The 13,501-nt window shown below is 63.4% G+C and carries 11 protein-coding genes and 1 pseudogene; 6 read left to right on the top strand and 6 right to left on the bottom strand.

The window, feature by feature from the left end:
• Positions 1–18: 18 nt before the first annotated feature.
• Both CTR55_RS03660 and CTR55_RS03655 read right to left on the bottom strand, forming a co-directional pair.
• The gene (locus tag CTR55_RS03660) at positions 19–2,130 is read right to left on the bottom strand and encodes a 3-hydroxyacyl-CoA dehydrogenase NAD-binding domain-containing protein (protein WP_296284192.1); all 2,112 of its coding nucleotides are present in this window, start codon (positions 2,128–2,130) and stop codon (positions 19–21) included.
• Positions 2,131–2,164: 34 nt separating this feature from the next.
• Positions 2,165–3,949 carry an acyl-CoA dehydrogenase gene (locus tag CTR55_RS03655; RefSeq protein ID WP_296284191.1) on the bottom strand — a complete coding sequence of 595 codons (1,785 nt, stop codon included), beginning with the start codon at positions 3,947–3,949 and terminating at the stop codon, positions 2,165–2,167.
• Between the two features lie 237 nt (positions 3,950–4,186).
• Here CTR55_RS03655 and CTR55_RS03650 point away from each other — a divergent pair, with 237 nt between their 5' ends.
• The 3 genes from CTR55_RS03650 to CTR55_RS03640 all read left to right on the top strand — a co-directional run bounded on the left by CTR55_RS03650 (position 4,187) and on the right by CTR55_RS03640 (position 7,650).
• Positions 4,187–5,746 (top strand): arylsulfatase, encoded by a 1,560-nt coding sequence (locus CTR55_RS03650; protein ID WP_296284190.1) that lies wholly within the window; start codon positions 4,187–4,189, stop codon positions 5,744–5,746.
• A 103-nt stretch (positions 5,747–5,849) separates the two neighbouring features.
• Entirely contained in the window at positions 5,850–7,136 is a 1,287-nt protein-coding gene (hisD, locus tag CTR55_RS03645) for a histidinol dehydrogenase (RefSeq protein WP_296284189.1), read from the top strand.
• Between the two features lie 82 nt (positions 7,137–7,218).
• Positions 7,219–7,650 (top strand): thioesterase family protein, encoded by a 432-nt coding sequence (locus CTR55_RS03640; RefSeq protein ID WP_296284188.1) that lies wholly within the window; start codon positions 7,219–7,221, stop codon positions 7,648–7,650.
• 16 nt (positions 7,651–7,666) lie between these two features.
• Here the strand turns inward: CTR55_RS03640 and CTR55_RS03635 are convergent, their stop codons facing one another.
• The gene (locus CTR55_RS03635; protein WP_296284187.1) at positions 7,667–8,008 is read right to left on the bottom strand and encodes a hypothetical protein; all 342 of its coding nucleotides are present in this window, start codon (positions 8,006–8,008) and stop codon (positions 7,667–7,669) included.
• A 141-nt stretch (positions 8,009–8,149) separates the two neighbouring features.
• Here CTR55_RS03635 and CTR55_RS03630 point away from each other — a divergent pair, with 141 nt between their 5' ends.
• Positions 8,150–8,923 (top strand): ATP-binding cassette domain-containing protein, encoded by a 774-nt coding sequence (locus CTR55_RS03630; RefSeq protein ID WP_296284186.1) that lies wholly within the window; start codon positions 8,150–8,152, stop codon positions 8,921–8,923.
• A 363-nt stretch (positions 8,924–9,286) separates the two neighbouring features.
• Here CTR55_RS03630 and CTR55_RS03625 read toward each other — a convergent pair whose 3' ends face one another.
• The 3 genes and pseudogenes from CTR55_RS03625 to CTR55_RS03615 form a co-directional block, all read right to left on the bottom strand.
• Positions 9,287–10,483, bottom strand: coding sequence for an MFS transporter (locus CTR55_RS03625; RefSeq protein WP_296284185.1), 1,197 nt, complete (start codon positions 10,481–10,483; stop codon positions 9,287–9,289).
• Position 10,484: 1 nt separating this feature from the next.
• On the bottom strand, positions 10,485–10,676 hold the full coding sequence (locus tag CTR55_RS03620) for a hypothetical protein (RefSeq protein WP_296284184.1): 192 nt from the start codon (positions 10,674–10,676) through the stop codon (positions 10,485–10,487).
• A pseudogene (locus CTR55_RS03615) lies at positions 10,655–10,978 on the bottom strand (PepSY domain-containing protein); the annotation flags it as partial. The gene CTR55_RS03620 and the pseudogene CTR55_RS03615, both read right to left, overlap by 22 nt.
• Positions 10,979–11,431: 453 nt before the next feature.
• Between CTR55_RS03615 and tssB the strand changes: the two are divergent.
• Entirely contained in the window at positions 11,432–11,941 is a 510-nt protein-coding gene (gene tssB, locus CTR55_RS03610) for a type VI secretion system contractile sheath small subunit (RefSeq protein WP_296284183.1), read from the top strand.
• Between the two features lie 11 nt (positions 11,942–11,952).
• A complete protein-coding gene (gene tssC, locus CTR55_RS03605; protein WP_296284182.1) occupies positions 11,953–13,485 on the top strand; it encodes a type VI secretion system contractile sheath large subunit in 1,533 nt (510 codons plus the stop codon).
• The last annotated feature ends 16 nt before the right edge of the window (positions 13,486–13,501 follow it).

Raw genomic sequence — 13,501 nt, 5'->3', positions numbered from 1 at the left:
CGTGGGCGGCCACAAGGGTCAGATTTTTTCGATCTGGGTCTTGCCAGCGGCGACCAGTCGTTCCAGCAGCGGGGCGGGCTGGAACCACACCTCGCCGTACTCGCCGAGGGCCTGGCGATAGTGGCGGATGCCCTCCAGCACGCGGGAGAGGCCCAGTTGCTCGGCATAGTGCATGGGCCCGCCGAGCCAGGCCGGGAAGCCGTAGCCGTTGATCCACACCAGATCGATGTCGCCGGCGCGCAGGGCGATGCCTTCGTCAAGCAACTGGATGCCTTCATTGATCAGCATGAACAGGCAGCGGTCGTGGATTTCCTGCTCGCTGATGGCTCGGCGCGGGACCTGCAGCTCACCCGCCAGTTGCTGGGCAATGGCGATCACCTCGGGGTCGTCGTTGCGCTGGCGGCCTTCGTAGAGATAGAAGCCGCGCCCGGTCTTCTGGCCGAAGCGGCCCAGGGCGTAGAGCGCATCGCCCACCTTGTAGTAGCTGGGGTCATGGGCGAACGCGGCGCGGTTGGCGTCGCGCACCAGGAAGTTGACATCGACGCCGGCGAGGTCGGTCATCGATAGCACGCCCATGTTCAGGCCGAGGCCGGTCAGCACACCATCGACCTGGGCCGGTGTCGCGCCTTCCAGTACCAGTCGATGAGCTTCGCGGTTGTAGGGTTCGAGCATGCGGTTGCCGATGAAACCGAAGCAGATCCGCGAGACCACCGCGACCTTGCCGATCCTCCGGGCCAGCTTGAGCACGGTGGCCAGTACGTCTGGTGCGGTGGCGCTGCCGCGCACCACTTCGAGCAGGCGCATGACGTTGGCCGGGCTGAAGAAGTGCAGCCCCACTACATCCTGCGGCCGGCGGGTGACGTTGGCGATCTGGTCGACATCGAGGCTGGAGGTGTTGCTGGCGAGGATCGCCCCTGGCTTGCAGACTTCATCAAGGGTGCGGAACACCTGCTGCTTGATGTCCATCTTCTCGAATACCGCTTCGATCACCAGGTCGGCGTCGGCGATGTCGGTATACTCCAGCGTGCCCTGCAGCAGTTGCATGCGCTGTTCCAGCTGCGCCGCGTCGAGCTTGCCGCGCTGCACGCTGATCTCGTAGTTCTTGCGGATGTTCGCCAGGCCGCGCTCCAGTGCTTCGGCCTTCTGCTCCAGCAGCAGCACGGGGATGCCAGCGTTGGCGAAGTTCATGGCGATGCCGCCGCCCATGGTGCCGGCACCGATTACCGCCACCTGCTGTACCGGGCGCAGGGGGAGGGCGGCATCGATACCGGGAATTTGCCCGGCTTTGCGTTCGGCGAAGAACACATGGCGCAGTGCGGCAGATTGCGCGGAGGCTTCGGCCTGCTTGAACAAGGCTTCCTCACGCCGCAGCCCTTCGCTCAGTGGCAGCACGCAGGCCGCTTCCACCGCGGCGAGCACCAGGCGCGGCGCCAAGCGGTCCTTCCAGCGAGCCTCGTGCTTCGACAGGTAAGCCTGGAAGAAGTCGGCCGACAGGTCGGCGGCGGGTTTGGCGAAGCGGGTTTCGGGTTGCGCCGGTGCTCGATCAGCGAGCAGTTTCGCGGCGAACTCCCGGCAGCTTTCCAGCAAGGCTTCCGGTTCGCTGACGACACGGTCCAGCAGCCCCAGTTGCAGGGCGCGCGCGCTGCAGATGGGCTGGCCGGAGATCATCATGTCCAGCGCCGGCTCCACCCCGATCAGCCGTGGTAGGCGCTGCGTGCCACCGGCACCGGGGAGCAGTCCGAGGTTGATTTCCGGCAGGCCCAGACGAGCATCACGGCAGGCGATACGATAGCCGCAGGCCAGCGCCAGTTCCAGGCCGCCACCCAGTGCAGGCCCGGTGATCGCGGCGATAACCGCCTTGTAAATCTGGGTCAGGCGTAGCAGAACGTCGGGCAGGGACGGGAAGGCGAAGGAGGCCTCGCTGCCGAACTCGCTGATGTCGGCGCCCGCACTGAACAGCCCGCCCTCACCCCGCAGGATGATGGCGTGTACGGCTTCGTCGGCGGCAGCGCGGTCCAGCGCTTGCAGCAGTGCGGCGCGCAAGGGTTGGCCGAGGGCATTGACTGGCGATCGGGAAAGGCTCAGCAGGGCAAGGCCAGCGTCGACCTGGTAGCGAACGAGAGGTTGCATGGTGTCTCCACGGGGTGGTGTGAGAAGGCGCCGGTCAGTACCAGGCGTCGTGCATGTCCAGGCTGACGCGGTTGCCGTCGAGCAGCAGTCGCGCGGTGCCGGCGAGGCCGGCCAGCTCCCAGTCCATGAAATAGCGCGCGGCCTGCAGCTTACCCTGGTAGAAGTCGGCATCGCTGCCGTGGGTTCCATCCTCCAGTGCCTGCCCGGCGATCATCGCCATGCGCAGCCACAGCCAGCCCACCAGCACACGACCGAACAGGTCGAGGTAGGCGCTGGCGTTGCTCAAGCCGGCGCCGGCGTCCTTGGCTACTTGCAGTTGCAGCGAATGGGTGACTTCTTCGAGCGTGCTCAGGGCGACGTCCAGCTGCTTGGCCAGGCTGATGCAGCGGCCATTGGCTGCGGCGCGCAGGAGGTCGGCACGCACCCGCTCGATGAACAGGCGGTAGCCGTCGCCGCCGCGTGGGCCCAGCTTGCGGCCGAGCAGATCGATCGCCTGGATACCCTCGGTGCCTTCGTGGATCGGGTTCAGACGGTTGTCGCGGTACAACTGCTCCAGGGGATATTCGCGGGTGTAGCCGGCGCCGCCGAGCACCTGGATGCCCAGGTCCGAGGCCTGGGTGGCGTAGCGCGATGGCCAGGATTTGACCATGGGCGTGAGCAGGTCGAGCAGCTCCGCGGCGGCGTGGCGTTGCGGGGAGGAGGGCGCGGTATGGGCATCTTCGGCCAGGCTGCTGGCATACAGGCACAGCGCCAGGCTGCCCTCGGCGTAAACCTTCTGCTGCAGCAGCATGCGCCGTACGTCCGCATGCTCAATGATGCGCACTTGCGGTTGCAGCGGGTCCTTGTTGCCCGGCAGGCGACCCTGTGGTCGTTCGCGGGCATAGGCCAGGGCATGGTTGAAACTCTGGTAGCCGAGGCTGGCCGCCGCCAGAGCCACGCCGATACGCGCCTCGTTCATCATTTGGAACATGTAGTTCAGGCCCTGGTTGGCTTCGCCCACCAGGTAGCCGATCGCGCCATCGCGCTCGCCGAAACTGAGCACGGTGGAGGTGGTATTGCGGTGCCCCATCTTGTGCAGCAGGCCGGCCAGGGCCACGTCGTTGCGCTGTTCTCCCAGCCACTTGGGCACCAGGAACAGCGAAATACCCTTGACGCCGGCCGGCGCGCCTTCGATGCGCGCCAGCACCATGTGCACGATGTTCTCGGTCAGGTCGTGATCACCGCCGGAGATGAACATCTTCTGGCCGAACAGGCGGAAGCTACCGTCCGCCGCCACGCGCGCGCTGCTGCGCAAGTCGCCGAGCGCCGAGCCCTGGCCGGGTTCGGTGAGGGCCATGGTGCCGCTGCAGCGGCCGTCGAGCATGGCGGGGAGGAAGCGTTCGCGCAGCTCGTCGCTGGCAAAACTCTTGATCAGATTGGCCGCGCCAATGGTGAGGAAGGAATAGGCGGTGGTGGCCACGTTCGCCGCATTGAAATAGGCCATGCAGGCCCGGAGCACCACCTCCGGTAATTGCAGGCCGCCGTCCTCGGCATCGTGGTGGGCGGCGAGGAAGCCGGCCTGGGCAAAGGCGTCCCAGGCTTGCCGGGTCTCTTCTAGCAGGTGAACGCGCTCTCCGTCGAACGTCGGCTCGTGGGCATCGGCCTTCTGGTAATGCGGCGCGAAGCAGTCGGTGGCGATAGCGCGGGCGGTGGCCAGGGCGCCGGCGAAGACCTCGCGGTCATGCTCGGCGTAGCGCGGGCGCTGTGTCAGGGCTTGGGTATCGAGCAGTTCGTAGAGCAGGAAGTCGATGTCTCGCTCGCTCAGCAGGGGTACGGCCATATCGTCCTCGTCGGCATGCTGACGGAAGCCAGCCGGCAGGCTGGCCTGGACGCAGTGAATCGGAAAGCGGCGGTGCTGGCACCCACCCCGGAATAGTGGGATGGGCTCCCTGCCGGTTTGGGGGGACCCACTCCTCAGGAGTGGAAGGCAGGCTGCCGGGAATTGGCTAGGTTTGCAGACATGAGCTTGCATTGCGTTAGGTTGCGGCTGCGAATAACAACACCGAGGAGTGCGTTGATGAACCTTGCAAGACGATGGCTGGGCGGTCTGGTGTTCCTGATGGCGCCGCTGCTGGCGGGGGCAGCTGACAAGCCGAACATCCTGGTGATCTTCGGCGACGACATCGGCTACTTCAATATCAGTGCCTACAACCAGGGCATGATGGGTTACGAGACCCCCAACATCGATCGAATCGCCCGTGAAGGGGCGCTGTTCACCCATGCCTATGGTGAGCAGTCCTGTACTGCCGGGCGCTCGGCCTTCATTCTTGGCGAACACCCATTCCGCACCGGTCTGCTGACCATCGGCATGCCTGGCTCGGATCACGGTATCCCGGATTGGGCACCGACCATCGGCGACGCCATGAAGCAGCAGGGCTACGCCACCGGTCAGTTCGGCAAGAACCACCTGGGTGACCGCGACCAGCACCTGCCGACCAAGCACGGCTTCGACGAGTTCTTCGGCAACCTCTACCACATGAACGCCGAGGAAGAACCCGAGACCTACTACTACCCGAAGGACCCGGAATTCCGGAAGAAGTACGGCCCGCGCGGGGTCATCCATTCCTATGCCGATGGCAAGGTCGAGGATACCGGCGCGCTGAGCAGCAAGCGCATGGAGACCGTCGACCAGGAGTTCCTCCAGGCGACGGAGAACTTCATCGAGAAGGCGCACAAGGACGACAAGCCCTTCTTCGTCTGGTTCAACACCACCCGCATGCATATCTGGACGCACCTGAAGAAGGACTCCCAGGGCAAGACCGGCATCGGCCTCTATCCCGACGGCATGGTCGAGCATGACGGGCAGGTGGGCGAGTTGCTGAAGAAGCTCGACGACCTTGGTATCGCCGACAACACCATCATCGTCTACACCACCGACAACGGCGCGCAGAAGGTCAGCTGGCCGGACGGCGGCTCGTCACCCTTCCACGGGGAAAAAGGTACTTCCAACGAAGGCGGGCATCGCGTACCGCTGTTGGTCAAATGGCCGGGCGTGATCAAGCCGGGCAGCCACTTCAACAATCTGATTGCGCACAACGACTGGATGCCGACCCTGGCCGCCGCTGCAGGCGACCCGGATCTGGTGGCCGAACTGGCCAAGGGCCGCGAGCTCAATGGCAAGCAGTTTCGCGTGCACCTGGACGGCTACAACTTCCTGCCGTTCTTCAAGGGCGAGGTGAAGGAAAGCCCCCGTGAAGAGTACTTCTACTTCTCCCAGAACGGCGAGCTGAACGCCCTGCGCTGGAAGGACTGGAAGGTAGCCTTCGCAAGTGTCGATGGCTCGATTGGCAGCGGTACCCGCAAGGTCACCAACTGGCCCATCATCACCAACCTGAAGGCTGATCCTTTCGAAACCGCCCGCGAAGAATCACCGTTGTCCGTGCGCTGGGCGGCGGACCAGATGTGGCTGTTCGTCCCGGTGCAGGCACAGATCCAGAAGTTCATGGCGACCATCCCGCAGTACCCCTTCCAGGAGGGCGCCAGCCTGAACCCGGCGAACATCAACTACCAGAGCCTGCAGGTCAAGCGCGCCCTGATGCAGCTGCAAAAGCTGACGCCACCCGCCACCGCCAACTGATTTCCTTCCGCGTCTGATCACACCTCCACGCGTAGCCCAAGGGCCGCGCGGTGGTGGTGCTCGTCTGCGCAATAACCGTCATCCGCCCCAGCAGGTAATCGATATGGTCAAACATCTGAAGCACTCCAAACCGCAGCAAGTGAAGTCGGAAATCAATGCGCAGGTGCGCGACACCGTTTCCTCGATCCTCGCCGACATCACCGAGCGTGGTGACCTGGCTGTTCGGGAGTACTCCGAGCGCTTCGACAAGTGGGCGCCGCAGAGCTTTCGCCTGAGCCAGGCAGAAATCGATGCCTGTGTGGCGTCGCTATCGGCGGAAACGCTCGAGGACATCCGTTTCGCTCAGGCCCAGGTCCGCCGCTTCGCCCAGGTACAGCGCGATGCGCTTCGCGACGTCGAGGTGGAAACCCTGCCGGGCGTGGTACTGGGCCACAGGAACATCCCGGTCAACAGCGTCGGCTGCTACATTCCTGGCGGCAAGTACCCGCTGGTGGCCTCGGCGCACATGAGCGTGCTGACCGCCAAGGTCGCTGGGGTCAAGCGCGTCATCGCCGCCGCGCCGCCGTTCAATGGCAAGCCGTCGCCGGCCATCGTCGCCGCCATGCACCTGGCCGGCGCCGACGAGATCTACTGCGTGGGCGGCGTGCAGGCCATCGCCGCAATGGCCCTGGGCACCGAGAGCATCGCCCCAGTGGACATGATCGTCGGGCCGGGTAACGCCTTCGTCGCTGAGGCCAAGCGCCAGTTGTTCGGCCGCGTGGGCATCGACCTGCTGGCCGGGCCGACCGAAACCCTGATCATTGCCGACGACACCTGCGACGCCGAACTGGCGGTCGCCGACCTGCTCGGGCAGGCCGAGCACGGCCCCAACTCGCCGGCGATCCTGCTGACCAACTGCGAGGCGCTGGCCCGTGCCGTGCCGGCGGAGATCGAACGCCAGCTGGCCGTGCTGGAAACCGCGCCGATTGCCCGCGTGGCCTGGGAAGAATACGGCGAGATCATCCTCTGCGACTCTGTGGATGAAATGATCCGCGAAGCTGACCGCATCGCCTCCGAGCACGTCCAGGTGATGACCCGCGACCCGGACTACTTCCTCAAGCACATGACCAACTATGGCGCGCTGTTCCTCGGCCCGCGCACCAACGTCTCCTACGGCGACAAGGTCATTGGCACCAACCACACCCTGCCTACCAGCAAGGCCGCGCGCTACACCGGTGGGCTGTGGGTCGGCAAGTTCATCAAGACCTGCACCTATCAGCGCGTACTTACCGACGAGGCCTCGGCTCTGGTAGGCGAGTACTGCTCGCGCCTGTGCGCCCTGGAAGGCTTTGCCGGGCACAAGGAACAGGCCGATATCCGCGTCCGTCGATACGGCAAGGCGACGGCCTGAGTGTGAGCCCGGATGCCTGCGGTGCAGGCATCCGGAACGTTCCGCCGAGACCCATCCCCATCGTCTGCTCAGAGTGACTCCCATGAAACCCGTCGCCACCCTTCGTGAAAGCTACCGCCACTACCTCGCCATCCCGACTCGGTGGATGGACAACGACGTCTATGGTCACGTCAACAACGTCAATTACTACAGCTACTTCGACACCGTGGTGAACGAGTACCTGATGCGCAAAGGCGTGCTGGATTTTGCAGGCGGCGAGGTCATCGGCCTGGTGGTGGAGACCCAGTGCAACTACTTTCAACCCATTGCCTTCCCCGATGTGGTGGATGCCGGGTTGCGGGTGACCAAACTGGGCTCGTCAAGCGTGCGCTATGAAATCGGCCTGTTCCGTGAGGGCGAGCGCGAGGCTGCGGCGCAGGGGCATTTCGTCCATGTCTATGTCGATCACGAAACACGCCGGCCAGTGAACCTGCCGGAAGGCCTGCGTCGGGCGTTGCACCAGTTGATTCCCTGAGCCGTCTCATGTTGGATCATTGGCCGGGGTAGACGGAGATCATCCAGGTGATGCCCGCGGCATTGATCGCGGTGAAGACGAGCGCGATGAGGAACGTCGTGTCGGCCACATGCAGCATCCGCCGCCCCCGCCTCAGGCGGTGGGTGCGCAGGCTCCAGTAGGAGCAGAAGGCCGCGACGAGGTAGAACAGCAGGTTCACCGCCACCAGGTCGTCGAAGATCAGGTTCTGATGACGTAGGGTGACCACCACCCGGATGATGCCGATCACCGTCAGGCAGACCCCGACCATGGTGGCGGAGACGGAGAAGATGTGGACGCAGATATCATCGTCCAGCGTGGGGGAAGTCGGTCTGTTCATTGGCTTTACACCCCTGGTCAGGTGGGACTTCCGGCACGCTGGCAAAGTCAGGTTAGCGTCTGCTTAAGTGCGAAGTGGCTGCCCTGATGGGCTGAGCATGGTAGAAGAGGTTCTCATTTTTCGCTGTCAGCTGACCCTTCCATGATCGATTTCAACAATGTCACAGCCTACCAGCAGCAGACCCGCGTACTGGATGGCTTCTCCCTGTACATCGGCGAAGGCGAGAAGGTCGCCATCCTCGGCCCCAATGGCGCCGGCAAGAGCACGCTGCTCAAACTGATCAGCCGTGAACTCTATCCGGTCGACCGCCCCGATAGTTCGCTGGACCTGTTCGGCCTGCAGAACGTCACCCTGTGGGATTTGCGCAGCCGCATCGGCTTCGTCTCCCAGGACCTGCAGGAAGACTACACACCCTTCACCCAGGCGCTGGACGTGGTGATCTCCGGCTTCTTCGGCGCTATTGGCAGCCACGGCCACCTGCAGCCGACGTCGGAGCAGGTCGAGAAAGCCCACGAGCTGCTCGCCACAGTGGAGATGGACGGCTATGCCGAACGCATGTTTCAGCGCCTGTCCACCGGCCAGAAGCGTCGCCTGCTGCTGGCCCGGGCGCTGATCCACGAACCGCGCGCGCTGATCCTCGACGAGCCGGCCAACGGCCTGGACATGGGCGCCAGCCTGCAGATGCTCACCTTGCTGCGGCGCTTCTGCGGCCCGGAGCACGCGATGATTATCACTACCCACCACCTCGACGAGATCATCCCGGAGATCGAACGCGTGGTGTTGATCGCTGACGGCAGGGTGGTGGCCGATGGGCCTAAGGCCGAGATTCTCACCAGCGAGCACCTGTCGGCGTTGTACCAGGCGCCGCTGAAGGTCACCGAGCAGGACGGCTGGTATCGCTGCTGGCATGCCTGAGCCCAGCAACCATCGCCAGGAGTGGGGCCTGGGGTGGGAAAATCGCGGAAGGAGTCTGTTCCTGCAAGATCAGAAGCCCCTCTCCCTAGCCCTCTCCCGCAAGCGGGAGAGGGGACCGTTTGGTGCAGGTTGAGACCCAGGCGTCATCTGGCACGGGCAGCGCTCTCTCCCTTCAGGGAGAGGGCTGGATTTGCGCCGGTGCCTCCCATGTAGGAGCTGACTCTGTCCGCGATGGCTGTCTGCTCGCCAAACAGAGGGTGGCAGACCGCGCAGGATTGGCGACGAACGTCAAGGGCCGACGCCGCAGCCACCAACCAAGCAATGCGATGGAGAGCAGGGCCAGCAGCAGGATGTCGGCAAGAGTCATGCAGCGGCGCCCTTGCGCGGTAGCACGGTCCAGGCGACGCCGAACAGCAGCAGCGCGGCGACCAGTACATAGGGCGCGCGGCTGTCCACCTGGTGCAGCAGGGTGCCCAGCAGCGGGCCGCTGATCATGCCCAGGCCGTGCACGGCCACCAGGCTGCCAGCGGCAGCGCCTTGCTCATCGGCTTCCACGGCGTTGGCGTTGAGCGCCGAGACGGCCGGGAAGACCCAGCCCATGCCGGCGGCAGCGACGAAGCAGGAGGCGTAGAGCATCCAAGGCGCCACGGCGAAGCACACCGTAGCGAAGCCCAGCGCGGAGACGCTGCCGCCCACGCCAATCAGGCGCAGCGGCGCCCACTCCAGCTTGCGCACCAGCATCTGCGCGCAGATCAGCGCCACGCCTACCGACGTGAGCGCGATGCCGGCGACGCGGGCGGCATCGGCGGGCGGTAGTTGCAGGCGATCGAGGGCGAAAAAACCGACGGTCATTTGCGCCACGGTCACGCAAACCATGGCGATGAAGCCCAGGGTCAGCGAGCGGCGCAGGCGCTTGTCGGTGATCGCCAGGACCGAGCCCTTGCGCTCGCTGACGCGTTGGCTATTAGGCAGCCATCTCCACAAGACGGCGAAGGCCAGTAGCGGCAGCAGGCAAGTGAGCAGCAGCGGCAGCGCTAGGCCGAGCATGGCCAGCAGGCCAGCGAAGCTTGGGCCAATCACCATGCCTACGGCGCTGGCCGCCCCCAACCCGGCCATGGCCGAGGCGCGCTTGTCCGCGCTCACCTGGTCGGCTACCAGTGCCGCCGAGCAGGCCGGAACGGCGGCATAGAAACCTCCCGCCAGCCCGCGCAGCGCGACGATGCCGATGAAGGCCGGCAACGGCGGCATCGAGGTATTCAGTGCCACTGCCATGAAGGCGCAGAGTAGCGCATAGGTCACCGCGAAGCCGGCCAGGCCGCTGAGCAGCACGCGGCGGCGGCCAAGGCGGTCACTGGCGATACCCCAGACACGCGCCATGAGCATCCAGGCGATGCCGCCGACAGTCACCGTCATTCCCGCCTGCCAGGGAGCCAGGCCCAGGGTGCGCGCGACCGGGCCGATCAGCGCGACGAAGGACATCACCGCCACCGTGCAGACAAAGGTCTCGAACATCAGCGGGCGAAGGTTGAGGGTAGGCGCCTGGGGCGGCATGGCGGTCATTTCAGCGGGGCTCCTTGGGACGACGGGGCATTCTCATCCCTACAAAGACGATCAGCAGCAGCGGAACACCAAGGGAAATCCACGACAGCATGTCGAAAACTCCATTGCCCAATAGGACCGAGAGCAGCCCGAAGGTGCTCAGCAAGGCCAGGGCGACGGGCCAGCGGAAGATCATCCAGAGTCCGCGTCCCATGCCTTGACCTCTGTCGCCAGACCGCCGGAATCCCGTTCCGCCAGGCGCTTCTCGATGGACGTGCGACGTTGGCCGAGCCACAGGTACAGGCCGCTGGCGAGGATGACGATGTTCAGCAGCGCCCGGATGATCTTCAGCAGCGTGCCGCCGTAGTCGCTGAAGCGCTGCGGCAGGGTCGTCACGTACAGCGGCATCTCGCGCATGTCGGTTTCGGTGTCCACCAGTGCAGGCTTGAGGAGGCGTTCGGTCAGCGGCGTGTTGCCGTGCATGAACACGGCAGAGTGGTGCTTGTTGCTGAGCCGTTGTCGTCGGCAAGGTAGTGACTGGGTGGTGGATTCTGCTCGAACTGATCCGGGCGAGATATTGGCTCAGTCTCTTCGGTTGAAAACTGAGCAGTGCTGATTTTTCTTGCGGCAAATTGTCTCCCAGGAGTTTGAAACTCTACTTGTTCGAAGCGATTCCATATCCCGAGGTGTAGGCGATTTCCTAAATGTATTTAACCCTCGTAGGTAGGATTGAATTAAGAAAAGTTCATGGCAGTCTTGAACGGTTTTCGACGGAAAGAGTGTGGTTATGGGTTTTTGAAAGTCTGAATATTTCAGGCAGGTCTTATGGGATTGCCAGGGCATCTGATTAATAGTTCAGACGTTTGAGGTGACTCCAGTTTCCGATTCGTCGCGTATATCGGTCAGCATTTCTAATGCTGATCGCGGTGCGTGCTTGCATTAACAAAGGGATTGTAAGGCAGGGTGATTATGGCGTCCGATAGTTTCCAGAATGAAGTTCCAAAGGCTCGCGTCAACATAAAGCTTGACCTGCATACTGGTGGCGCACAAAAGAAAGTTGAATTGCCGCTGAAATTGCTGATGCTGGGTGATTACAGTGACGGCCGGGAGCACCGGCCACTGTCGGAGCGCAGCAAGGTCAATATCAACAAGAATAACTTCAATAGTGTGTTGGAGGAGTTTCATCCCAGCCTGAAACTGGCGGTTCCCAATACATTGGCCAACGATGGATCCGATGCCAGCGTCGAACTCACTTTCCGCCACATAAAGGACTTCGAGCCCGAACAGGTTGCCCGCCAGTTGCCTGAGCTGCGCGCACTGCTGGCAATGCGCAACTTGCTGCGCGACCTCAAGTCGAACCTCCTGGACAACGTCACTTTCCGCCGTGAGCTGGAGCGCATCCTCAAGGATGACGCCCTGAGCAGCGAGCTGCGCGCCGAACTGGCCGCACTGGCTCCGCACGACGACGCAAAACATTGAGGAGAGATGACATGTCCGTAGAAACCAGTACCGCCGCCGGCAACACCGTACTGACCCGTGATGGTCAGGGTGTCTATGCCACGCTGTTCGACAAGATCAACCTCAGCCCGGTGACGTCGCTGACCGACATCGATATCTACCAGAATACCGATGCGCTCTCCGATGTTTCCGCCGATGAGCGCGTCACTGCCGCTGTCAGTGTCTTCCTCGACCTGCTCAAGCGCTCGTCGCAGAGGGTCGAACGCCTCGACAAGGCCCTGCTGGACGAGCACATTGCACAACTGGATGGACAGATCAGCCGCCAGTTGGATGCGATCATGCACCACCCGGATTTCCAGCGCGTCGAGTCCACCTGGCGTGGCGTCAAGTCACTGATCGACCAGACCGACTTCCGCCGCAACGTGCGCATCGAGTTGCTGGATATCAGCAAGGATCATTTGGTACAGGATTTCGAGGACGCCCCCGAGATCGCCCAGAGCGGCCTGTACGTCCATGCCTATACCCAGGAATACGACACACCCGGTGGCGAGCCCATCGCGGCTGCTATCTCCAACTACGAGTTCGACCGTGGTCCGCGGGATATCGCCCTGCTGCGCAACATCTCCAAGGTGGCTGCTGCCGCCCACATGCCATTCATTGGTGCCGTCGGGCCAGCCTTCTTTGGCAAGGAAACGATGGAAGAAGTGGCGGCAATCAAGGACATCGGCAACTACTTCGATCGCGCCGAATACCTGAAGTGGAAGTCCTTCCGTGACTCCGATGATGCCCGCTACATCGGCCTGACCATGCCGCGCGTACTCGGGCGCCTGCCGTATGGCCCGGATACCGTGCCGGTGCGCAGCTTCAACTACGTCGAGAGCGTCAAGGGGCCAGACCACGACAAGTACCTCTGGACCAACGCGTCCTTCGCGTTCGCCAGCAACATGGTGAAGAGCTTCATCAACAACGGCTGGTGCGTGCAGATCCGTGGTCCGCAGGCGGGCGGGGCGGTCACCGACCTGCCAATTCACCTGTATGACCTGGGCACCGGGAACCAGGTGAAGATCCCGTCGGAAGTGATGATTCCGGAAACCCGTGAGTTCGAGTTCGCCAACCTCGGTTTCATCCCGCTCTCGTACTACAAGAACCGCGACTACGCCTGCTTCTTCTCCGCCAACTCGGCGCAGAAGCCGGCGCTCTACGAGACCGCAGACGCCACCGCCAACAGCCGGATCAACGCGCGCCTGCCGTACATCTTCCTGCTGTCGCGCATCGCCCACTACCTGAAACTGATCCAGCGCGAAAACATCGGCACCACCAAGGACCGTCGTCTGCTCGAACTGGAGCTGAACAACTGGATCCGTGGCCTGGTGACCGAGATGACCGACCCCAGCGACGACCTGCAGGCTTCGCACCCGCTGCGTGACGCCAGGGTGACAGTGGAGGACATCGAGGACAACCCGGGCTTCTTCCGCGTGAAGCTGTATGCCATCCCGCATTTCCAGGTGGAAGGCATGGACGTCAACCTGTCTCTGGTCTCGCAGATGCCCAAGGCGAAAGCCTAAGCATCGCCACGGAAGT

The sequence above is a fragment of the Pseudomonas sp. genome (assembly GCF_002796985.1).
Classification (GTDB): Bacteria; Pseudomonadota; Gammaproteobacteria; order Pseudomonadales; family Pseudomonadaceae; genus Pseudomonas.
Note: the sequence above shows the minus strand (reverse complement) of the source record. Positions and strands in the feature narration are given on the sequence as shown.